The sequence below is a fragment of the Paenibacillus gorillae genome, from assembly GCF_000513275.1.
Classification (GTDB): domain Bacteria; phylum Bacillota; class Bacilli; order Paenibacillales; family Paenibacillaceae; genus Pristimantibacillus; species Pristimantibacillus gorillae.
On the sequence record NZ_CBVJ010000097.1, the window covers coordinates 74,179 to 96,349 of the forward strand.

A 22,171-nucleotide genomic window follows, 5' to 3' on the forward strand; every position below is an offset into this window, starting at 1 on the left:
TCTTGATCTTTCCTTTGATAAAATATAGAACGAACGTTCAGTATTATTATAACTCAAGCGATTTTTGAATCGGAGTGCTGTCAGATGAACAAAAAACAATTGCAAAGCGAGCAGACGAAAAAACGGGTGGCGGACGCCGCGCGGGCATTGTTTGTCAATAAAGGCTATAAAGCAACCTCAATTGAAGATATCGTAGAGGCGACGGGCAGCAGCAAAGGCAATATTTATTACCACTTCAAGAGCAAGGAAGGCCTCTTCCTCTATCTGCTGGATGAGTGGGAACGGGATTGGGAGCAAAGCTGGCTGCAGCGTGAATCGAAATACAGCACAACTGTCGAAAAGCTCTATGGTTTTGCGGAGCAGCTTGTTTTGGAAGACTTGAATCACCCGCTTACTAAAGCGGCGGATGAGTTTTTCAACAACAATGAGGAGAAAGCGAATGATGTAGAGGAACGAATCGACGAACTCGTCTCCGGACATCTTAAATTCAATCAGAAGCTCCTGCAGCAAGGCATCGACAGCGGTGAATTTAGAGACATCGACGTAGAAAAGCTTGCTGTTGTGCTGGAGGGCCTCATTCTCGGTCTTGGACAAATGCTGCGTAAAAAGAAGTCCGATGATGCTATCGCCATTTACAGAACAGCAATTGAGATGCTGCTGGTCGGTATCGTAAAACCCACCGTTTAAAAAATTTAGCCCATTAAACGGTTCTTTTTTTACAGTATTTTTACAAAACGAACGTTCAGTATTGTTAGATATTTGCTTATGAATTATTTCTGCACCGTATGAGGGTTTATACCCTCCAAAAGCTTGCAGTCCCGTACATCTTATGTAGAAATTTGGAGGCTTACATCCATGTCTTTATTGTTGAAAAACCGGGGAGCCATTCTGCTCCTCATGCTCAATATCTTTCTCGTCTTTACCGGTGTCGGGCTCGTGATTCCGATCATGCCGACCTATATGACCGAGCTTCACATTAGCGGCAGTCTTGTCGGCCTGCTTGTCGCTGCCTTTTCCGTAACGCAACTGCTGTTCTCCCCTCTTGCGGGAAGATTGTCCGATACGCTGGGACGTAAAAAATTGATCGTCGCGGGCATGCTTGTGTTCGCGTTATCTGAATGGCTATTCGGCGCTGTCAGCTCACCTTGGCTGCTATTCGTCTCCAGGATGCTTGGCGGTGTCGGCGCAGCACTCATTATGCCTTCCGTTATGGCCTACGCCGCAGATATGACAACTGTTGAAGAACGGGCAACCGGTATGGGCTTCATCAATGCTGCCATTACGACGGGCTTCATTATCGGTCCCGGCATCGGCGGCTATCTGGCTGAATTCGGCATGCGCGTGCCTTTCTACGCTGCAGCTGGAGCTGGCGTGTTCTCGGCAATCATTACAATTCTCGTTTTGCCGGAATCACTGGCCTCGAAAGCAAAGAAAAATAGCAGCCCGGAGGCCGCGAATCAGAATCAAACACCGGCTCGGGCAGCAGTCAAACAGCCGGGATTGTTGTCCCAATTGGCCAACTCTTACCGCGAGCCCTATTTTTTAAGTCTCATTATCGTCTTCGTCATGTCCTTTGGTCTGGCGAACTATGAAACGATCTTCGGTCTTTTTGTCGATCATAAATTCGCTTTTACGCCAAAAGACATCGCCTTTATCATTACGTTCGGCTCCATTGCTGGAGCTGTTGTCCAAGCGACTGTGTTTGGACGGATATTGAACCGCTTTGGCGAAAAGGCCGTCATCTCCTTCTGTCTGCTCATGGCAGGGGTATTCATTCTGTTGACGTTGTTCGTCCACACTTACCTGCTGATCGTAGCTGTAACGTTCATCGTCTTCTTGTCTATCGATATTTTACGTCCTGCTATCGGCACCCAAATGTCCAAGATGGCACAGGAGCAGCAAGGCTATGTAGCAGGCCTGAACTCGGCCTTCACCAGTCTTGGCAATATCGCGGGACCAATCGTCGCAGGTCTCCTGTTCGACGTGAATTTGAACTTCCCGTACATTTCAGCTGCAATCATTCTTGTTCTTTGCTTCTTCTTGTCGCTTAGAGCTGGCAAAGGCCGCCAGACCAAAACGATGAATTAATACGAATAAATGGCGGTGCCAGGGAAGTTATCCACCCGGTACCGCCATTTTTGTTGTATTCGTCCACTCATGATTGCGACAGTTAGTACTGTAATTACTTCGAACGTCTAGTGAACCTCTTATCCGGCCGCTGCCACACCTTCGTCCACAATTAATCCTCTCATTAGCCCAATGAACTCCACTTCAAAATGCAAAAGTGCAGTTTGATAAGCCCAAAAAGCCGCAAAACAGCTATCAAAATGTAAAAGTGCAGTTGAAATCAAGCAATTTCACCTTATCGAGGCTTTTTAGCCCAATCAGCCTGCACTTTTGCATTTTGATGCTAGAACTCGCCGAAAAAGCGGCTGACAACATGTACTTTTACATTTTGATGAGCAAATTCATACTCTTTACCCTCGTGCTTATCTTATATCCTATCCGAGCTTTATTTGATTTACGAGTCAGCCCAGCCTTGCCCCACTCATTCTCACTGTTACTGTTCAGGCATTCGCCGGAGCGAATAAGTAGTTCAATACTGCCGCAGCCTCCTCGGGTGAGCGATGAGCGTGCACGACTTCGTTAACATCGAATTTATTGCCGTCGGGATCATAGAACACAAAATTGATACCGCAGCTTCCGCGGTCCGTAAGCTCCTGAACATCAACGCCCCCCGTACGAAGACGATCGTATATATGCTCAATCTCCCTTACCTCAAACGTAAACCGGAACATTTCGTATCCCGACTTATCGCGGAACTGACTGTCAATATCGCCTTCCGTTTCCACCAGATGGAGCCACTGTCCGTCCGCGAGCTTCATAATAGCGTGATTTTCTTCCGGATTATAGGGCATCGCCCACTCCAGGCCAAAATGCCGCTGCCACCAATCCGCCGACTTCAGCGGATTTTTCACAGGCACATACACCGAGCAGACCGCCCTCATCGCATTTTTCCATCCATCCTTAGCAAGCTCCGTCACCGCAATCCTCTCCTTTTTCTCCGTTGTTCATAGCCTTACAGCTTAATAAACGCAGCAAGCGGCAAAAACCAAACAGAGCCTCCTTAATTAATTTACTTCGCGTGCGATCACGCTGAATTCATTGCCGTCGGGGTCGCGAAATAGAAATTGCAATCCCGTCCCTATGCGCTGCAGCCGGGAAAGACGGAGCCCCGTCTCGTTCACTCCGATATAGGCGCGGCAAATCGCCTCCGGGTCTCGCTTGCGGAAGGCCTCCACCAGCGCATCAATTCGTATCGAAGCACCTCCGTCAAACGTCTTCCGGGCATTCTTCTCCCGCTCCCGCTCCGGCTCCTGCAAGTCTGAATGCTGCTCCGCCAGCATCTTCAATCTGGCCCGTGCCCGCCCCAGCGTGACCTGCACGGTAGACTCCTTCATACGCACGTACGCAGCTGTTTCCTTAGCTGTAAAATCAAAAATATCCATCAACAGAAAAATTACTCCCATCCGGGGCGCAAGCCGTCCCGCGAGAAGTTCCAACAGCTCCAGCGTAGACAGCTCCGGATCCCTCTCCCCCTGAACTTCCTGATCCCCCTGCTGCACGAGCGGTAATGTCCGCAGCTTATTTTTTCGCTGCCGGTCGATCCAGGCATGCTTTATGACCCGGTATACATAAGCTTTCGTAATGATGCGCTGCGGCTCTTTCCGAATGGCCTCCGTCAGCTTCAGCCATGCCTCCTGCGACAAATCCTCGGCATCCCAGCGATTGCCTGCTATATTTGCGCTATATTTAGCTATCAGCGTTTTCCAGTCCATCCTTATCCATTCCACCCCATCCTTCCAATTCCTCCTTCCGCCACACCATCTCCCCCTTAACTTCTATATTGCATTTCTATTGATACAGTTGATACAATGTAAACAATTGCATTCAAATCCGTTCGATAGAAAGGAATTCCATGTCGACTTATCCTTATTTCCGTATTAAAGAAGATATTAAGAAAAGAATTTTAGAGGGAGAATGGCTTGGCGATACACGCCTGCCATCAAGCCGTGATTTCGCCGAGGCGTATAAATCCAGCGTCAATACGGTGGAGAAGGCCATCAAGGAGCTCTGCGAGGAAGGCATGCTGAGAAGGGACAAACGCCGGGGCACCTATATCGAGAATGGTGTCGTATCTCCAATGGGGCAAAGCCGCTCCGGGCTCATAGCCGCATCCGTCGTCGGCATCGACAACCCGCTCTGGGCTTCCGCGCTAAGAGGTATTCAGGATGTGCTGCAGCTGCGAGGCTTCCACTTGCTCAGCTATAGTGACGACCGTGACCTCGATAAGCTGGAATCACTGATCAAAGGCGCGGTTGCCAAACGGGTCGACGGCGTTATCCTCAGTCCCATCTACGATCATAATCACGAGGAACGTAACCAGCGGCTGTATGAATTGCTGAAGAACAACGGTATCAAAGTCATTTTCCTCGACCGCTATATGTATAACAGTGATATTCCGTTTGTCACCAGCGACAACGCCGCCGGCGCCTATCAGCTGACGAAGCTGCTCATCAACAAAGGGCATCGCCGCATTCTGTTCATTCGCAACTCCGATCTGAGCACGTTCAACGAACGTCTTCTCGGTGTGAAGCAAGCGTTTCTGGATTCCGGTATTGCATTTGATCCTGAGCTGGACGTGCTGCTGCCGACTCAATCCGAGAACTTCGCCGATGAATTCGAGACATACAGCTCCAAACTGGCTTCCCTCATCACCGAAAGCGGATGTACCGCGATTTTCTCGGCGAACGATCAGCTGGCAGAAGCGGCGATTGCCGCACTGGACAAGCTCAATTTGCGCATTCCTGAGCATATCTCGTTAGTTACCTATGATGCGCTCAACCTCAACCTGAAGCTTAAGCTCGACATTACTGGCGTCAATCAGCCCTTCTACGATATGGGGCGTACAGCTGCGCTTCAATTGATGAATTTGCTTGAAGGCAAGGAGCATCTGTCTGTGCTGGGCCAAATCTGCAAAGGCGAACTGAATCAAGGCAGCTCCATCGGCAAAGTGCCGCAAGCGGCCCTCAATTAACCTCATACCGCTAGTAACGAGAGAGACTGGATTTCGAATCCGGCCTCTCTTTTTTTGTATCATCTGTATCAATAAAGTTATATTATTAAATTTATTATTGACACAGAAACCATTCAGATTTATGATAAAGCTGTCAAATAACACAGAATTCCCGATATTGTATCATAACAATGATACAGAAAAGCATTAAAATCGTGAGCATCCCGCAGAACCCTGCCAAATGTCCGCGATTGCTGCTCCAATTGTAAGCGCTATCGTCCTATCTTCTTTCTTTCGGGCGAGGCCTGCAATATATTTTATGATCATTAAGGGGGTAACGCAGTGCAAAAGCGGTATAGCAAAGTGTTGATGATCTTATTGGTGTCCATTATGATGACAGCGCTTGCTGCAGGTTGCGGGAACGGGTCAAACAAAGGGAATGGCGGCAATTCATCTGAGCCATCGCAGACGAATGAGTCGAAAGGGGCTACAAGCTCCGGCAAAAAAGAGAAGCTCGTTTATTATGGATTTTCTGAATGGACAGCAGACCCGAATATCGCTCCCGTTCTGGAGGAGCTGAAAACAAAGTTTGCAGCTGAGAATCCAGGCTATGAAGTAGAGTTCCAAAGCGATCCTTGGGGAAGCTGGGAAACGAAATACAAAGTAATGTTCGCCAGCGGCAACGGGCCGGACGTATTCATCGTCAACAACCCTGACTTCCCGGCATTCGCCAATTCCGGCTATCTGCTAGATCTTGGCGCATCGCTCGGCGAAGACGCCTTCAAGGATTTCTTCCCTGGCATCTTGTCCATGTACGACTGGGGCGGCAAGCATATGGCGCTTCCGTACACGACGGATGCACGCGTTCTCTGGTATAACAAAGAAATATTCAAGCAAGCCGGACTTGATCCGGAAAAACCGCCAGCGACCTGGAGCGAGCTCAAGGAATACGCTGCAAAAATTACAGAAGCAACAGGCGGAAAAGTAGCAGGCTTCGGCATGGATCTTGGTCTGAAGGAATTCCCTTCCCAAAGCCTATTCACGGCATCCCCTGGCTCTATTATTGAAGTGAATGGCGGCGCTATTACACCAAACGTCAATACGCCGGAATTCAAAGGCTATCTGCAGCTGCTTGCCGATATGAAGCCTTCATACGAAGCCGATTATGCAACACTCGATCACCTGAAGCTGGGAACGTTGTTTGCTCAGAAAAAGGTAGCGATGGTCATTGCAGGCACTTGGATCACGGATCAGAATGCGGACCTGAAAGGCGCAGACTTCTACGGGCAAGCACTTGTTCCTAAGATGGATGCTAATGCACCGGACGGATCGTTCGGCGGCGGCTTCGGTATCGCTGTAGCAGCCAATACGAAGCATCCGGAAGCGGCTGCCAAGCTGGCTCAAATGCTGACCTCGGTCGACTTTAACGCCCGGACGATGACGGACGTGCCAGCCAACAACGCATCGCTTGCCGTATCCAAATTTGCGACAGATCCGGCCTATGCGATTTTCCAAGAACAAATTAAGTTCGCAAGACAATCACAGCCTAAAACGCTCTACTACAAAGAAATCGATTCGGCTGTCTACGACACCGTTACGAAAGTGCTCGTCGGAAACCAGCCTATCGACAAAGCTGTTGCCGACCTTGAGAACAAAATTAAAGAAATTGCAGCACAAAAATAAACGGATCGGGGCAGAGGCGTTCTATCGCCTCTCCCCTCTTCCTAAAGCCAGAAGCCAGGAGACATGCATATGACGACAAATAAGCGGCTGCTTCGCAAATTTGTTCCTTACCTTTATCTATTGCCTTCGCTGGCGGTTATCGTCAGCTTGTTGGCCTATCCCTTGTTCTACAATCTGTATGTCAGCCTTCACCGCTGGCAGTTAAGCAAGCCCGACAAGCCGTTCACCGGCTTTGCGAATTTCAAGGATATTCTCACCGACGATATATTCAAGCATGTTTTGCTAACGACGATTATATGGACGGTATGCGGCGTTATCATGCAGATGGCAGCTGGACTGCTCGCGGCTTTGTTCGTGGACGAGAGAAGGAGAAGCAAAGGCATTCTTCGCTCCGTACTCCTGTTGCCTTGGGTATTGCCAGGCGTCGTGACCGCTTTAATGTGGAGCTGGATGCTCCAGTCGGATATGGGGATCGTGAACGATATTCTCCGCTACCTGCATCTGATTGATAAAGATATCTCATGGCTGGGGCCGGATATGGCGCTTAGAACTCTAATATTCGTCAACACTTGGAAGGCTTTCCCGTTCTGGTTCCTGATGCTGCTTGCCGCGCTTCAGGACATTCCGGACGACCAGCTTGAGGCGGCCCGGATCGACGGCGCCCGCTGGTTCAGCATCGTCCGCTACATTAAGGTGCCTCATCTGACACCTATTATCGGAGCGACAGGCGTCATTACGACGATCTGGACGCTGAATTATTTTGACCTGATCTGGGTGACAACGAAAGGCGGCCCGATGGATGTGACCTCTACCCTTCCCATCTATACCTACCGGCTCGCTTTCGAGTTTTTTGACTTCGGCAAATCCTCAGCAATGGCGCTGATCAGCTTGGTCATTATCGGCATCATCTGCTCGCCGTATATGCGGGCCATGCTGAGATCGGTTAAGGAGTGAGCATCATGAAAGCCTTAAAGAACATATGGAATGCTGCAATTATCGCCTTCATAATGACAGTCATCTTATTTCCGCTATATTGGCTATTCGTAACTTCGGTGAAAAAGTCGGATGAAATCTTTCGTGATCCCGCAACCCTGATTCCGAATATTTTCACCTTTGAGCATTACAAAGCCGTGTTCCAAGGTTCGGCAATTCCGACCTATTTTCTCAACTCCGTCATAAACACAGCTGGAACCGTACTCATCGTGCTTGTCATCCCCAGCTTTGCTGCCTACAGCATGACCCGTTACGCGTTTAAGGGAAAGCTGGTCTATTTCACCGTTATTTTATTCGCGCAAATTATGCCGCTCACGACGCTGATCGTGCCGCTGTATGTCATGTGGGGCAAGCTGAACATGCTGAACACGCATGCCAGCATTATACTGACCAACTGCGCGATTTTGCTGCCGATGGCCATCTGGCTGTTGACCGGCTATTTCAAAAACGTGCCGAAAGACATCGACGAAGCGGCCAAAATCGATGGCTCCTCCTCGCTGGGCATCCTGTTCCGCATGGTACTGCCGCTGGCCCGCTCCGGCCTCGTAGCCGTAGGCTTGACCGTCTGCATTACCGCTTGGCAGGAAATGATGATCGCGATGACCTTTATCAATTCCGATCAGATGCGCACCCTGCCTGCGGGCATCAACACCTTCATTACGAAATCGGGCATCCAATGGGGTCCTCTGAATGCAGCCGGCATTGTCACAACTTTACCTGTCCTGATCGTATTCGTCGTATTCCAGAAAGCGCTCGTTAAAGGCCTTACCGCCGGCGCAACCAAAGGCTAGCCCATTCTTTCTTCGACTATCATACCTGCCCATCAGGTTTCCGGAGGCGTTCATCTTGTACCATAAAGAGAGATTATTTCATATTGAGAAATGGATGAGGGAAAAAGAGAATTTGCTGTACCGCCCTCTTGGCCCTGTCGACTTCACCTATTCATCATCGGACAACTGGCTTTCTGTTGAGGAAGCCGGCTCGCTTCCTTATGAAAGGATTCAGCCTCGGACGGAGTGGGGGAAAACCTGGCAGTACGGCTGGTTTAAAGCTGCCGTTGTGCTGCCGCCGGAAGCTGCGGGCAAGCGGGTCGAGCTCCAGCTGAATCTGGGCTCCGAGACTACCGTCTACGTTAATGGCAAGCTCGCCGGAGCGATCGATCTCCAGCATAAGACCATTACATTAGCGAGAGAGGCTGTCCCTGGCGATACGTTCGAGATCGTTGCGGAAGCCTATGCCGGACATGACCGGGAGCTGCCGGTATACCAGCAGTCCCGCATCGCTGAGCTTAACGAGGAGCTGTACCAGTTTTTCATCGATTTAGAGGTGCTCTATCAGCTTCGAATCGGTATCGGCTCCGCGCCGCTGCGGGCAAGCGAAATCGACAGCGCCTTCGACCGGCTCATTACTGAGCTGGACTGGAACGGGACCGGTGACGAGCTGGAAGCAACAGCCCGTCATGGCCGGGCATTGCTGCAGCCGCTGCTGGCATGCGTCAATGGATCGACAGCGCCTAAGCTGTTCATGATGGGGCAATCCCATCTGGATATCGCCTGGCTCTGGCCGATTGAGGAGACGAAGCGGAAGATCGCCCGTACGTTATCCAACCAGTTGGCGCTGCTGGAGGAATATCCGGAATACAAATATGTGCAAAGCCAGCCGTATTTGACCCATTTGACCAAAGAGCTGTATCCCGAATTGTATGAGCGGATCAAGCGCTACGTTGCCGAAGGCCGCATCATCATGGAGGGCGGCATGTGGGTAGAGCCTGACGCCAACATTACGAGCGGTGAAAGCTTCATTCGCCAGTTTCTCTACGGCAAAGCCTTCCTCCAAGAGGAATTTGGCGTCGACAGCAGGATGCTGTGGCTGCCCGACGTATTCGGCTACTCCGGCAATCTCCCGCAAATTATGCAGAAATGCGGCATCGACTACTTCGCTTCCGTCAAGATGTTCCAGACCTACGATAACGTCGTGGACACCTTCCCTCATAACACGTTTACTTGGGAAGGCATCGACGGCTCGTCTGTACCCGTTCATTTGCTGGATTACGGTCCCTATCCGAATCCGGCGGACGTTAGCTACGCCCTGTTCCAATGGAATGAGCGGGTGCAGAAATACGGCGTTTCGACCCGTCTCGTGCAGTTCGGCTACGGGGATGGCGGAGGCGGCGCAAACCGCAATGACCTAGAGTATTTAAGACGAATGAAGGATTTGGAAGGTGTGCCGCGCACGGCGATCAGCTCGCCGATCGATTACTTCGAGGATTTGGAGCAGCGCGGCATGCCGGCTAACCGCTACGTTGGGGAACTCTACTATTCCGCGCATCGCGGTACGTTCACTGCCCAGGCGAAAATGAAAAAGGGCAACCGCGCTGCGGAAGCTGCTCTAAAAGAAGCCGAGCATCTCAGCACGCTCGCCGCTCTCTCAGGCCGCTCGCCTTATCCGAAGGCTAAGCTTGATGCAGTATGGAAAGAGCTTCTGCTGCTTCAATTCCATGATATTTTGCCAGGCACATCCATTCGCCGGGTGCATGAGGAAGCTGAGAAAGCCTATGAAGCTTTGCTTGCATCGATCGCTGTGCTCAGCCGTACCGCGGCGCAGGCCATTGTCGGGGCTGGAGAAGCTGACGAAGGCCATCGCGCTGCTGAGGGCGTAACGTTATTCAATGTGCTTCCATGGGATCGCACGACAATAACGGAACTGCCTGAAGGCTTCTCTGGCGCTACAGATAGTCTGGGCCGCACGCTCCCTGTTCAAAGCGATGGCGGGAAGCTGTACGTGCGGGCAGAGCTTCCGGCAAGCGGCTATATTTCACTAGAGTCTACCGTTTCCCCGGGAGCAGAGGATAGCCATGTACATGCTGCTAACGACCGGTTGGAGAACAGCCTGCTGCTCGTTAAATTCAATGAGCGCGGGGAAATCATTCGTATTTGGGACAAAGAGAGCCAGTCCGAATGGACGCATGGCCCAAGCAACCAGTTCCGCATGTTCCGCGACCAAACGTCGAGCTTCGATGCTTGGGAGCTGGACCGCCGGTATAGAGACGCCGAGATGGAGCTACCCGAGCCGGCTCGCATCACGGTAACGGGCAACGGGCCGCTGTTCGCTGAAATCCGGATTGAGCGCAAGCTGAATGATTCTACACTTATTCAGACCGTTCGACTGAACGCAGACAGCCGCCGCGTCGACTTCCATACTTCGATTGACTGGAAGGAAAGCCACAAGCTGCTGAAGGTCGGCTTTGACGTTAATCTGCATACGACAGAAGCGCTGCATGAAATTCAATTCGGGCATGTCAAACGTCCGAACCACTTTTCAAGGCCGCATGACGCCGATCGTTATGAGGTAAGCCAGCACCGCTGGTCCGCTTTTGTTGAAGGAAACCGCTGCTTCGCCCTGCTTAACGATTGTAAATACGGTATTAATACGTTTGGAAAAGAAATGAATCTGACGCTGCTTCGTTCCCCTAGCTACCCGGATGAGCGCGCGGATCAAGGCTTGCATGTCTTCACCTACTCGTTCCATGTATGGAATGAAGGCTTCGTCAGCAATCCTGTGATCAGGGAGGCAGCGGAGCTTAACACGCCGGTGCTTGCAATGCCAGGCGGCTCCGCTGCATTCCGCGGACTGGTGCTGGCCGGGCAGGCCAACATTATGGTTGATACGGTCAAAATGGCCGAGGACGGCTCAGGCGCAATTATCGCCCGCCTCTACGAGAGCAAAGGCATGTCAGTCAGCAGCTCCATTTCCACAAGCTTCAGCTTCACCGACATTCGGGAAACCGATATGCTGGAGCTGAACGGTTTAGAGAGCGATGCTGAGGGCGGCGTTAAGCTGCTTTCCTTCGATGCTTCTGCCAACGAAGCATCACTGCAATTCACGCCATTCGAAGTAAAGACAATCCGAATTATGCCCGCATAAGAATTGAAAAGACCGCAGTTTCGGCAGGTGTCCTGCCAAAACTACGGTCTTTTTGTTCACTCTATTCAGCTGATAATTCCAGCCATTCGCCATCCTCAGGTATAAGAACCTGATTCAGCAGACCTTCCGACTCCAATTCTTTCCGCAAACCCGCTCTCGTCGTATAACAATGGTTAATCGCGTCCATATGGGCAGCAACAACTTTCGTATAAGGCGCATGGCGGCAGACGCTGGCGACATCAGCTGCGTCCATTATGATAGGATCGCCTTCGACAAATCGGGCGCCCCCGGCATTCACAACCGTTATATCGGGGTGATAGCCGTCAAGGGCATCCTCCACTTCGCTGCACCAGATCGTATCTCCCGCAATATAAATGGAAGGCTCACCTTCCGCCTGCAGCAGAAAGCCGGACACGGGCCCCAGCATTTTACCAATATCGCCTGTGCCGTGCTGCCCCCCGAAGCGTCTGATGGCTATCCCCTGAAAGCTTGCCGTATCCACAATTGGCGTCACATTGCCGAAGCCGGATTCAGCAATCGCTCCTTCATCTCCCGGCTGGCATAAAATCGGAGTCGTATGCGGAATCGCTTTTCTGGCAGCCTCATCCCAATGATCATTGTGCAGATGGGTCACAAACACCGCATCCGGCAAAACATCAGTTTCATAAGCCGCTGGAAGCGGCACCAGCGGATTTCGCCGGTCATTTGCCGTATTGATAATAGGCGGACTTGATCCCGCCTCCGACAGCATCGGATCGATCAGCAGCTCAACTCCTGCATATTGCAGCCTTAACGTAGCGTTGCGGATTAATTGCAGCTTCATCGTACTACACCTCTTCATCTATAATTAGTCATTTCATTGATTATCGTTCTGCTATCATTATAAAATAAGAGGCGACACGGCTTACATAACCTCATGAAACGATTAGCCGTTTATGACTTTCACCTTGAAAGGAATTCAAGTATGTCAAGCCATGAAAACATAGATGAAGTTGATCTTCGCATTTTGAACAGCCTGCTGGAGGATGCTACTCAGTCCCATAAAGCAATCGGCGAGCTGGTGCATTTAACAGGGCAGGCGGTTGGAGCCCGTATCCGCAAGCTTCAGGATTTGGGTGTCATTGAAGGCTATACGCTGAGGTGGAATCCCGAAAAGCTCGGTCTTACGATCTCTGCGTTTATTATCGTATTTCTGCAATCACCTGAAGCCCACCAATCGCTGCAAAAATATATCCAGCGAACCGAATGGATTACAGAAGCGCATCGCGTCAGCGGTGAGGGCTGCTATTGGCTCCGTGCGCAGGCCGCTTCAACAGAAGCCTTAACCGTCTTTTTGGACGAGCTGCTGCAATACGGCAACTATAAAATCAGCATTTCCATCGACCGTTTGAAATAGATGAATTTTGCTGCCCTGAACAACAAAGAGAGGTTGTCCCGAAATTTATAGGGGGACACCTCTCTTTTTCTGAATCATCCGCTGAAGTGGCTCTCCGAGCCGAGCAGGAAGCTGATCAAAATGCAATTGTACATGTTGATATGCCTCTAAAGGCCTCAAATCGCTGTCAAAATGCGAAAATACATTTGAAATCCGCTATTTTCGCCTTTAAGAGGCTATTTGGGCCAATCAACCTGCACTTTTGCATGTTGATGCGATAAATCGCCGATAAACCGGCCAACAAACTGCAGATTTACATTTTGATTCGTGGTTCAACGAATTCGCACAGCTCCAACAAACGTTTCGACGTTAACACCACTTACTTCTCAGCATCCAGCCAGGAGGCACACTGCGCTCAGCTTCCAGCGCAAGGTGCAGCTTTACATGACAGAGGTGGTAGATCTCACAAGAACTGCATGCATCATATACGCAAGAGTGCCAGTAACGAAACCCTTAAGCCCCCGCTTAATCCCTTAAGGCACCTTCACCACAAACGGCACAGTGAATACTTTACCGTCCTGCTGAAATTGACCCCATATTTTATACACGCCGCTATGAGGGAATGTCGTCATAAAAGACGCATCCGGTCCTGTCGACCGCTCTTCCGTCGGATGAACGTGCAAATACTGCTCCGCATCCTCACTTAGAATAACGACATGCCCTACCGCGCCCAAGTAAGGCTGCAGATTCGATATCGGCTCCTTCGTGCTGGCATCGGCGATGTGGAAGTTCAAGCTCAGCTCCATATTGGCCATCAAATGGTCCATAGAAAGCGTAACCTGCTTGCCGTCCACTGTCTTGACCAGCTGTTCATCCGGTTCGACCGGTTTCAGCGCAGGCGCATTGCCTTGCACAGTCATCCATTCGCTCCGGTTAAGCGCACTGCCTCCTTCAAGCTTGAAGTCGGCAATCCATTTGTATTCCCCGGCGGCAGGCAGGCTCGTCGTTATCGTAAACTGGCCTCCGCCTTCATAATCCGGGTGGATATGGCTAAAGTAGGATAAATCCTTGTTAACGATAATCAGATGCATTTTTTTCTCATGCACCGTATCAAATGCATCATAGGGCTCGCCATCCGGTGCCTGAATCCGGATCTTGACGACAAATTCCTCATTTGGCTTAACTGAATCATTCGAGTAGGAGAACAGAGCTTGAACGTTGGAGCTGACCCCCTCTTCCGCACCGCCGTTTTCCTCATGTCCTTCATGCTGGCTGCTGCTCTCGCTATTGCCGCTGCCATGGCCTGTACTATGATTCATTGCGGGCTCTTCGGATTTGCCGCCAGATTGCCCGCATCCTGCAACTAGCAGAACGGCCGCCAGCATCGTTGTGAACAGTATTCGTTTCATAATGTCCTCCTCGCCATTTCTCTGCATCAGCTTCGCCTTGCAAGCCCTAATCTATTCCTTACCTTCTTACCCGTTGCAGCCTCAAAGCGTTCAATACCACGGATACGGAACTGAGTGCCATAGCTGCTCCAGCTACCCATGGTGCCAGCAGGCCAATCGCCGCAATCGGAATGCCCAGCGTATTATAACCAAGCGCCCAGAACAGGTTCTGCTTAATGTTGGCCATCGTTTTCCGGCTCATGTAGATCGCATCGGCAATGCCTGTAAGCTCGCCCCGCATTAACGTAACGTCTGCCGCTTCCATCGCAATGTCCGTACCGGTTCCAATTGCAATGCCGACATCTGCCGTTGCCAGAGCGGGAGCATCGTTAATGCCGTCTCCAACCATAGCCACTTTCTTGCCTTGCGCCTGAAGCCGTTTCACTTCATTGGCCTTGCCCTCCGGCAGCACTTCAGCCAGCGTATGCTCGATGCCGACCTGACGGGCGATCGCTTCTGCCGTCCGCTTATTGTCGCCGGTCATCATAATGACTTCGATGCCCATCTGCTTCAGCTTCGCAATAGCTTCCTTCGATGATTCTTTCACCGTATCCGCTACAGCTACTATCCCTGCATAACGGCCGTTAATAGCCGCCAGCATTGCGGTTTTCCCCTCAGACTCCAGCCGTTCCATACGCTCGCCAGCGCTTCCGAAGTCGATCCCCTCCCGCTGCATCAGTCTGCGCGTTCCTACCAGCACCTTCGCTCCACCGGCCGCAACAGCTTGAATGCCATAGCCCGGAATAGCTTCAAATTGCTCGATAGATGGCAATACAATGCCTTTTGCCACTATACCTGCAACGATCGCTTCCGCCAGCGGATGCTCGGACTGCTTCTCAGCTGCACCGATTAAACCAAGCGCCTGAGCCTCATCCATACCCTCGATGAATACGTCCGTCAGCTCCGGTTTGCCTTTCGTAACGGTACCCGTTTTATCGACGACAACCGTCTCCACTTTCTCCATCGCTTCGAGATGCTCTCCGCCCTTGAACAAAATGCCAAACTCCGCGGAACGGCCCGAGCCGGCCATAATCGACGTTGGCGTCGCCAGCCCCAGTGCACATGGACAAGCGATAACGAGTACGGCGATCGCTTTCTCAAGCGCGCCTGCAAACTCACCCGGTTCGATAAGCAAGAACCAGATGAAGAAAGTAAGAAGCGCGATGCCGACCACAATCGGGACGAAAATGCCGGAAATTTTATCCGCAACACGCTGAATTTCCGCCTTGGAGCCCTGCGCCTCCTCGACAACTTTAATAATTTGCGCGAGCGCTGTTTCTTTCCCGATACGGGTTGCTTTTACAGTAAGACGGCCGTTTTTGTTAACGGTTGCGCCAATTACGGTATCTCCGGCTTGTTTCTCAACCGGCAGGCTTTCCCCCGTAAGCATCGACTCGTCCACGGCCGAGGCCCCTTCAACAACCTCGCCGTCAACCGGAATTTTCTCGCCCGGCTTCACTAACACGAAATCGCCGACGAGCACGTTCTCGACCGGTAAAACCAGCTCTTGCCCGTCACGAATGACAACCGCTGTCTTCGCTTGAAGCCCCATCAGCTTCTTAATGGCTTCCGACGTCCGGCCTTTGGCCAATACCTCGAACAGCTTGCCTAAGATGATTAACGTAATGAGAACTGCGCTTGTTTCGTAGTAGAGACTAGGGGCCCCGACGCCATGCCCATGCGCCGCTTCTGCATTCGCTGCACTCCATTGAAACGTTAGATACAGGCTGTAAAAGTAAGCTGCCGACGTTCCCAGCGCGACCAATACGTCCATATTCGCACTCTTATTGCGCAGCGCTTTGTACGCTCCGGTGTAAAAATGTCCGCCGATGACGAATTGTACAGGTGTTGCCAGCGCCAGCTGCACCCACGGGTTCATCAGAAAATCAGGCAAGTAAATCCAGGATGTGAACGAAAAATGGCTCACCATCGCCCACAATAACGGGAAGGACAGGATCGCCGATACGAGCAGCTGCAGCTTTTTGCTCCGCAGCTCTTGCTGTTTCTTCTCCTCGCCCGATTTGCCCTCTTCCTTCACGACTGCTTGATAGCCAAGCTGCACAACCTTATCGGTCATCGCCTGTTCGTTCACTTCCGATGCATTGTATTCCACATGTGCTGTCTCCATGGCAAAATTGACGGTAGCCTTCGTTACGCCGGGCAGCTTATTTAAGCCCTTTTCGATACGATTGGCGCAAGCTGCGCAAGTCATCCCGCTAATGTCCAACGTAGTCTGTTCCTGTCTGGTTTCCAACGCAATCACCTCTTTTCCCGCATACCCTCAGGGGGTATATTTGATTCAAAAAAAATATGCTGCTTATTTAAATGCATCCTTATAGTTCTAAAAAAGAGCCGCAAGCGCGGCTCGGGGTTAACCGACTACGTCGTAGCCTTGATCTTCGATAGCCGCTTTAATGGTATCCAGCGTAACCTTGGACTCATCGTATTCGACTGCAACCGAACCTGCGGACAAATTGACTTTACCGGCAGCGCCAAGCTTCTGAACGGCACCTTCCACCGAATTTACGCAATGATTGCAGGACATACCTTGTACTTTCAAATTTGCTGTTGTCATGTTTAATAGCCTCCCATTATTTAATTAGTTTATTCATCGTGACCATAAGCTCTCGAATCACGTCATTGTCGCCCTCTTGTATCCGTTCGATTACACAGCTATTCAAATGGTTCTCCAGAAGCAGCTTTCCTACACTGTTTAGCGCCGATTGTATGGCAGCGATTTGATTAAGAACATCGTCACAATACGTATCCTTCTCGATCATTCCCTTAACACCGCGAATTTGCCCCTCGATCCGGTTCAGCCTGGAAACCATATTGCTCTTCGTTTTATCCGAATGGTGGCTCTTTCGCTCAGAGCCTGTATGGCAGCTTGCTTGTTCTATCGTCCCAACCTGTTCATCAAGCTCATGATGTGCCATTTGCGTAACCTCCTTTCGAAAATAAATATACCATACCCCCCCGGGGTATATCAAGCGTTTTTATTTCTTTTTTAGCCTATTTATTTATAAGCTCGGTTAGGATTCCAGCAGGTTGACCCGTTCCCGGGTTTCATTCTTTTTGTACTGCGTTGGCGATTCCCCCATCGTACGGGTGAACAGAATCGTAAAATAATTCGCATTCTCATAGCCTAAAAAACTGGCGATCTCCGCCACCTTCATCTCGGTGTTGACGAGCAGGCGCTTCGCTTCTCCCATACGGCGATACAGCATGTAGTTGATAGGCGAATCATTGTATTTATGTTTGAACACATGCGAAAGATAATAAGCGTTCATGTGAAAATGGTCGGCAATATCTTTCAATTGCACATGTCTCAAATAGTTCAAATCGAGGTATTCCTTAATCTGAACCGCCAGAGAATCGGGATCGCGCTCCTTAACGGCCGTCTGATCCACTTGAACGAGACGTTGAATCCAAGTAATAAGCGTAATTAGCAGGCTTTGTAAAACGATGCTATGGCCGCGTTCCTGCTGCGACGATTCTTCGTGCATCGATGCGAAAATCATGCTGATTTTCCCCGCATATTCTCTGGTCTTAATATACGGCGAGGCATTTCGAGGGATGAGATCATGCTCGCATATGCCTTCAATATTGGGATTGGCAACGCCACAATAATAGAGAGTGAGGGGGCAAATCGGCGAGGAACATTCCTCATGAAGAACGCCCTGATTGTAAATAAGCAGATCGCCCTGCTGGACGGCATACGGCTGCCCATCGATTTTGATGACGCCTTCGCCCTCAGCAATATACACCATCTCGCTAAGCTCTTTATGCTGATGGCTTGGGAAGCTCCATTTCGGATTTCCGCTGATTTTGCCAATATAGACTAATGTAGGGGATACTGCTGCCATTGTCGCTGCTCCTTGCACCGCATTCGTTATTGCTCCCATTAAAACGCAACCACCGCCAAAAAGCAATATGTATCATATTTTCTTTCGATGAAGCCAAGATCCTTTATTGTTTTGGCGGACCATTGCTTTTATGATTAGCTTACGTTTTTTCAAAACGAATATTCAGAATGCAGCTCTTCAACGGGCTGTAAATTCGTCACATAAAAGGAGAGTTTCTAACGATGGCAGCAATAAATTCGCCCTTTACGTTGAAGGGCCTGACGCTCAAAAACCGGATTGTTATGCCTCCCATGTGCCAATATTCGGTGTCTGCTAAAGACGGCATCCCAACGGATTGGCATTTCGTTCATTACGTATCCCGCGCAGTTGGCGGAGCCGGGCTCATCATTGTGGAAATGACCGATGTCGAGCCGGACGGCCGAATTACGGACAAGGACCTCGGCTTGTGGTCCGATGCTCATATTCCTGCTTTTAAACGAATCGTGGATGAGGTTCATAAATATGGAGCCAAAATCGGCGTTCAGATCGCTCATGCCGGTCGCAAAGCTGAGGACGCGGCACAGCCTGTCGGAGCTTCCGACGTTCCGGTTCAAGGCGAGAACCGTAAAGCGCCTAGAGCGCTGAGCACGGATGAAGTAAAAGCAATGGTCGTTAAATACAAAGAAGCCGCAAGACGCGCAGTCGAAGCTGGCTTCGATACCATTGAGCTTCACGGTGCGCACGGCTATCTGATCCACCAATTCCAATCTCCGGGCATTAACAGCCGCACCGATGAATATGGTCAAAATTATGCTCTTTTCGGTGTGGAAGTGATTGAAGCGGTTCGCAGCGTGATGCCTGCTGATATGCCGCTCATCTTGCGTATCTCGGCCATTGAATATATGGACGGCGGTTATGATCTTGAGCATTCCATTGCGGTTGCCAAGCAATACCGGGACGCGGGCGTCGATATGTTCCATGTATCGACTGGCGGCGAGGCGCCTCCCGGAGCGCGAAAACCAGGATTCCACCCTGGTTACCAAGTTCCTTTTGCCCGTGCATATCGGAAAGAGCTAGGCGTTCCCGTTATTGCCGTAGGCAATCTGGACAATCCGTCGCTGGCAGAGGCTACTTTGTCCAATGAAGATGCCGATCTCGTTGCGGTAGGACGCGGTATGCTCCGCGATCCGTATTGGGCGCTCCATGCGATTCAGCAAATCGCCGGGGCTGGTGAGCCTCCCGTTCAGTATGAGCGGGCATTTAGATAAACAAAATGTATAAGAGGGTGTCCTGCGGCAGCTGTTCTTGCCGAGGGACACCCTCTTTTTTGGGGAGGAGTCTGTGTCTGTTTTACGTATTATTTTTTCGCCAGCTTCGCCATGTCCTTGCTCTCCATAATAGCCGACGGGTAGCCTTTCGTTACGCTGTGGATCATCGCGAGCCCTATTTCTTCAAGTGTAATTGTGTATTGAGGCATAACGCGCCTAACTATAGGATAAAGCCAAGTGATCGCAGCGTAGAAGCGATGGGCGTTATGCAGCCCTTTTGTCGGATGGATGTAAGCTGGCCGGAACATATAGGCTCCTTTGAAAGGAAGACGGAGCAGTGCGTTTTCAGTCCTTCCTTTTATCCTCGCCCACATGCTCCTGCCCTGCTCGGTCGAATCCGCCCCGCTTGCGGACACATAACAGAATACCATGCCCGGATTGCGGTCAGCAAGAATCTCCGCCATATGGAGCGTCAGATCGTAAGTGACTTTGCTGTATGACTGCTCGTTCATGCCAACCGACGAGACGCCTAGGCAAAAGAAGCAAGCGTCGTAGGGGGCAAGCTGATCCGCGATGGACGATAAATCCAGAAAATCAGCATGGGTGATTTCTTTTAGCTTAGGATGGATGGTCCCGCTCGGTTTGCGGCCGATGACCAGCACCTCCTGCACTTCGGAAGAGCGCAAACATTCATGCAGCACGCCCTCCCCAACCATGCCTGTTGCTCCTGTAAGGATGATTTTCATTCTTTCAACCTCTCCTTCTCATTTATTAATAATCGAATAATCATTTATAAAAGAGTGGATAAAGCCGCACATCAGGCTTTAATCGCATCCCAGCTCATTCCAATGACTTGCTGCAAACTCGTCTCTGTCACTTCCATTTGATCTTTAAATTGTGCGTGAGCCAACTGAGTAATCGGAAAATAACAATAAGTAAGCAAGAAAGTAGTCTCTACGGCCTTCAACTCACCATTATGCTTCCCTCTTTCAATAAAATCGAACAAAGGGGCAAACATCGGCATCGTATCCTCAACGCAAAGCTTTTGCATCAGCGGCGAGGTCATAAATTGCTCGAGGAACATAAAGTAGTCCTTGTTCTCCATAATAAAGCCCAAGGAATTGCGCATGAATAGCTCGCAAGCAGCCTTGACGCTCAGGTCGTCATGAACGCCTTGCATAAGCCGTCTGCTCATCGTCTCCTTCACCTTCAGGTAAAGCTTGACCAGCATATCCTCCTTATTCTCAAAATAAACGTAGATTGTCGCCGCGGACACGCTCGCCCGCTTGGCAATTTTGGACATCGAAATGTCCGAAAACCCGATTTCATTAAGCAACTGTATCGTTGCGTGGAAAATAGCTTCGCTTTTATTTTCGTCCTTATGTCTCATGCGCCTATAATAAACATTCATTCGTTTAAAGTCAATGAGGAGGGATTGTCAGCTTGGTTCATGTTGGCTGCTTCCTGTTACTGCCCCACCATCTGCGCCGCAGAGCGAAGTAGATTCTTTATTGCTGCTCAGACTGGGGCATAGCGAACCTGCCTTCGTTATTTAGCGAACCTGCTTCGCTGCTGCTCCTCAGGCTGGGGCATAGCGAACCTGCCTTCGCTATTTAGCGAATCAGCTTCGCTCCAGTGTCCCTCCCGGCTGCCGAGCGAACCAGATTCGCTTTTTTACGAACCTAACTTCGCTATTCGGAAGTAGTTTCGTAGGCCAGTGGACTTCAGCGAACCTATTTTCGCTTTCCGTGAACCTTGGTTCTCCATTTGCGAAATTTAGTTCGCTATTTGCTCATAGTCCCACATCTGGACCACTCACAGCGAACTTGGCTTCGTTATTTAACGAACCTGCTTCGCTGCCGCTCCTCAGACTGGGACATAGCGAACCTGCCTTCGTTATTTAGCGAATCAGATTCGCTCCAGTGTCCCTCCCGGCTGCCGAGCGAACCAGATTCGCTTTTTTACGAACCTAACTTCACTATTCGCAAGTAGTTTCATAGGCCAGCGGACTCCAGCGAACTTATTTTCGCTTTCCGTGAACCTTGGTTCTCCATTTGCGAAATTTAGTTCGCTGGACGCTCTTTGCTTCACACCCTGACGCCGCAGAGCGAACTTGGCTTCGTTATTTAGCGAACCCGCTTCGCTCCAGTGTCCCTCCTCGCTGCCAAGCGAACCAGATTCGCTTTTTTACGAACCTAACTTCGCTATTCGCAAGTAGTGTCGTAGGCCAGCGGACTCCAGCGAACCTATTTTCGCTTTCCGTGAACCTTGGTTCTCCATTTGCGAAATTTAGTTCGCTATTTGCTCATAGTCCCACATCTGGGCGACTCAGAGCGAACTTGGCTTCGTTATTTAACGAACCTGCTTCGCTGTTGACCCTCAGACTGGGACATAGGGAACCTGCCTTCGTTAGTTAGTTACCCCTGATAAATTCAGTTTTGTTCAGGTTAAGTCTACGAGGGACAGCGATTTATTAAAACAGAACTGTCGGATGTGTATTTTTCTGAGCTTATTTGCTCATGAGGGCGGCTCTTCTGAGGTTATGAACCCATATTCCA

General features: G+C 50.4%; 19 protein-coding genes. 9 read left to right on the forward strand and 10 right to left on the reverse strand.

Annotation, left to right across the window (positions count from 1 at the left end):
• Nucleotides 1–84 precede the first annotated feature (84 nt).
• The gene (locus TY10_RS18015) at nt 85–687 is read left to right on the forward strand and encodes a TetR/AcrR family transcriptional regulator (RefSeq protein ID WP_042166391.1); all 603 of its coding nucleotides are present in this window, start codon (nt 85–87) and stop codon (nt 685–687) included.
• A 168-nt stretch (nt 688–855) separates the two neighbouring features.
• Nucleotides 856–2,088 (forward strand): MFS transporter, encoded by a 1,233-nt coding sequence (locus TY10_RS18020; RefSeq protein ID WP_042166393.1) that lies wholly within the window; start codon nt 856–858, stop codon nt 2,086–2,088.
• A gap of 479 nt (nt 2,089–2,567) precedes the next feature.
• Here the strand turns inward: TY10_RS18020 and TY10_RS18025 are convergent, their stop codons facing one another.
• Together TY10_RS18025 and TY10_RS18030 are read right to left on the reverse strand one after the other, a co-directional pair.
• A complete protein-coding gene (locus TY10_RS18025; protein ID WP_238327767.1) occupies nt 2,568–3,044 on the reverse strand; it encodes a VOC family protein in 477 nt (158 codons plus the stop codon).
• A gap of 87 nt (nt 3,045–3,131) precedes the next feature.
• On the reverse strand, nt 3,132–3,839 hold the full coding sequence (locus TY10_RS18030) for an RNA polymerase sigma factor (protein WP_042166397.1): 708 nt from the start codon (nt 3,837–3,839) through the stop codon (nt 3,132–3,134).
• Between the two features lie 140 nt (nt 3,840–3,979).
• Between TY10_RS18030 and TY10_RS18035 the strand changes: the two genes are divergently transcribed.
• The 5 genes from TY10_RS18035 to TY10_RS18055 all read left to right on the forward strand — a co-directional run bounded on the left by TY10_RS18035 (nt 3,980) and on the right by TY10_RS18055 (nt 11,677).
• Entirely contained in the window at nt 3,980–5,098 is a 1,119-nt protein-coding gene (locus TY10_RS18035; RefSeq protein WP_042166400.1) for a GntR family transcriptional regulator, read from the forward strand.
• A 321-nt stretch (nt 5,099–5,419) separates the two neighbouring features.
• Nucleotides 5,420–6,760: an extracellular solute-binding protein gene (locus TY10_RS18040; protein WP_042166401.1), complete on the forward strand. Its 1,341-nt coding sequence runs from the start codon at nt 5,420–5,422 to the stop codon at nt 6,758–6,760.
• Nucleotides 6,761–6,829: 69 nt separating this feature from the next.
• The gene (locus tag TY10_RS18045) at nt 6,830–7,714 is read left to right on the forward strand and encodes a carbohydrate ABC transporter permease (RefSeq protein WP_042166404.1); all 885 of its coding nucleotides are present in this window, start codon (nt 6,830–6,832) and stop codon (nt 7,712–7,714) included.
• A gap of 5 nt (nt 7,715–7,719) precedes the next feature.
• Nucleotides 7,720–8,544, forward strand: coding sequence for a carbohydrate ABC transporter permease (locus TY10_RS18050; protein ID WP_042166406.1), 825 nt, complete (start codon nt 7,720–7,722; stop codon nt 8,542–8,544).
• A gap of 55 nt (nt 8,545–8,599) precedes the next feature.
• On the forward strand, nt 8,600–11,677 hold the full coding sequence (locus tag TY10_RS18055) for an alpha-mannosidase (RefSeq protein WP_238327769.1): 3,078 nt from the start codon (nt 8,600–8,602) through the stop codon (nt 11,675–11,677).
• 61 nt (nt 11,678–11,738) lie between these two features.
• Here the strand turns inward: TY10_RS18055 and TY10_RS18060 are convergent, their stop codons facing one another.
• Nucleotides 11,739–12,500 (reverse strand): MBL fold metallo-hydrolase, encoded by a 762-nt coding sequence (locus tag TY10_RS18060; RefSeq protein ID WP_042166408.1) that lies wholly within the window; start codon nt 12,498–12,500, stop codon nt 11,739–11,741.
• A gap of 141 nt (nt 12,501–12,641) precedes the next feature.
• Between TY10_RS18060 and TY10_RS18065 the strand changes: the two genes are divergently transcribed.
• Nucleotides 12,642–13,073, forward strand: coding sequence for an Lrp/AsnC family transcriptional regulator (locus TY10_RS18065; RefSeq protein WP_042166412.1), 432 nt, complete (start codon nt 12,642–12,644; stop codon nt 13,071–13,073).
• Between the two features lie 512 nt (nt 13,074–13,585).
• On the opposite strand, the gene TY10_RS18070 is transcribed toward TY10_RS18065, so the two are convergent.
• The 5 genes from TY10_RS18070 to TY10_RS18090 all read right to left on the reverse strand — a co-directional run bounded on the left by TY10_RS18070 (nt 13,586) and on the right by TY10_RS18090 (nt 18,405).
• On the reverse strand, nt 13,586–14,461 hold the full coding sequence (locus tag TY10_RS18070; protein WP_042166414.1) for a hypothetical protein: 876 nt from the start codon (nt 14,459–14,461) through the stop codon (nt 13,586–13,588).
• A 58-nt stretch (nt 14,462–14,519) separates the two neighbouring features.
• Entirely contained in the window at nt 14,520–16,763 is a 2,244-nt protein-coding gene (locus tag TY10_RS18075; protein ID WP_042166416.1) for a heavy metal translocating P-type ATPase, read from the reverse strand.
• A gap of 108 nt (nt 16,764–16,871) precedes the next feature.
• A complete protein-coding gene (gene copZ / locus TY10_RS18080; RefSeq protein ID WP_042166417.1) occupies nt 16,872–17,075 on the reverse strand; it encodes a copper chaperone CopZ in 204 nt (67 codons plus the stop codon).
• Nucleotides 17,076–17,091: 16 nt separating this feature from the next.
• Nucleotides 17,092–17,436: a metal-sensitive transcriptional regulator gene (locus tag TY10_RS18085; RefSeq protein WP_081735351.1), complete on the reverse strand. Its 345-nt coding sequence runs from the start codon at nt 17,434–17,436 to the stop codon at nt 17,092–17,094.
• Between the two features lie 96 nt (nt 17,437–17,532).
• Nucleotides 17,533–18,405, reverse strand: a complete 873-nt coding sequence (locus TY10_RS18090) for an AraC family transcriptional regulator (RefSeq protein ID WP_042166419.1) — start codon at nt 18,403–18,405, stop codon at nt 17,533–17,535.
• A gap of 182 nt (nt 18,406–18,587) precedes the next feature.
• Here TY10_RS18090 and TY10_RS18095 point away from each other — a divergent pair, with 182 nt between their 5' ends.
• Nucleotides 18,588–19,613 carry an NADH:flavin oxidoreductase/NADH oxidase gene (locus TY10_RS18095; protein WP_042166421.1) on the forward strand — a complete coding sequence of 342 codons (1,026 nt, stop codon included), beginning with the start codon at nt 18,588–18,590 and terminating at the stop codon, nt 19,611–19,613.
• Between the two features lie 89 nt (nt 19,614–19,702).
• Here TY10_RS18095 and TY10_RS18100 read toward each other — a convergent pair whose 3' ends face one another.
• Nucleotides 19,703–20,359, reverse strand: coding sequence for an NAD-dependent epimerase/dehydratase family protein (locus TY10_RS18100; protein ID WP_042166423.1), 657 nt, complete (start codon nt 20,357–20,359; stop codon nt 19,703–19,705).
• A gap of 71 nt (nt 20,360–20,430) precedes the next feature.
• A complete protein-coding gene (locus TY10_RS18105; RefSeq protein WP_202903203.1) occupies nt 20,431–21,003 on the reverse strand; it encodes a TetR/AcrR family transcriptional regulator in 573 nt (190 codons plus the stop codon).
• Between the last annotated feature and the right edge of the window lie 1,168 nt (nt 21,004–22,171).

Bases quoted from the DNA above. Each gene is read 5' to 3' on its own strand.
- TY10_RS18085 (WP_081735351.1), bottom strand. From the start codon at position 17,436: ATGGCACATCATGAGCTTGATGAACAGGTTGGGACGATAGAACAAGCA.
- TY10_RS18095 (WP_042166421.1), top strand. From the start codon at position 18,588: ATGGCAGCAATAAATTCGCCCTTTACGTTGAAGGGCCTGACGCTCAAA.
- TY10_RS18030 (WP_042166397.1), bottom strand. From the start codon at position 3,839: ATGGACTGGAAAACGCTGATAGCTAAATATAGCGCAAATATAGCAGGC.
- TY10_RS18100 (WP_042166423.1), bottom strand. From the start codon at position 20,359: ATGAAAATCATCCTTACAGGAGCAACAGGCATGGTTGGGGAGGGCGTG.
- TY10_RS18015 (WP_042166391.1), top strand. From the start codon at position 85: ATGAACAAAAAACAATTGCAAAGCGAGCAGACGAAAAAACGGGTGGCG.
- TY10_RS18060 (WP_042166408.1), bottom strand. From the start codon at position 12,500: ATGAAGCTGCAATTAATCCGCAACGCTACGTTAAGGCTGCAATATGCA.
- TY10_RS18020 (WP_042166393.1), top strand. From the start codon at position 856: ATGTCTTTATTGTTGAAAAACCGGGGAGCCATTCTGCTCCTCATGCTC.
- TY10_RS18065 (WP_042166412.1), top strand. From the start codon at position 12,642: ATGTCAAGCCATGAAAACATAGATGAAGTTGATCTTCGCATTTTGAAC.
- TY10_RS18105 (WP_202903203.1), bottom strand. From the start codon at position 21,003: ATGAGACATAAGGACGAAAATAAAAGCGAAGCTATTTTCCACGCAACG.
- TY10_RS18035 (WP_042166400.1), top strand. From the start codon at position 3,980: ATGTCGACTTATCCTTATTTCCGTATTAAAGAAGATATTAAGAAAAGA.
- TY10_RS18045 (WP_042166404.1), top strand. From the start codon at position 6,830: ATGACGACAAATAAGCGGCTGCTTCGCAAATTTGTTCCTTACCTTTAT.
- TY10_RS18090 (WP_042166419.1), bottom strand. From the start codon at position 18,405: ATGGGAGCAATAACGAATGCGGTGCAAGGAGCAGCGACAATGGCAGCA.
- TY10_RS18050 (WP_042166406.1), top strand. From the start codon at position 7,720: ATGAAAGCCTTAAAGAACATATGGAATGCTGCAATTATCGCCTTCATA.
- copZ (WP_042166417.1), bottom strand. From the start codon at position 17,075: ATGACAACAGCAAATTTGAAAGTACAAGGTATGTCCTGCAATCATTGC.
- TY10_RS18070 (WP_042166414.1), bottom strand. From the start codon at position 14,461: ATGAAACGAATACTGTTCACAACGATGCTGGCGGCCGTTCTGCTAGTT.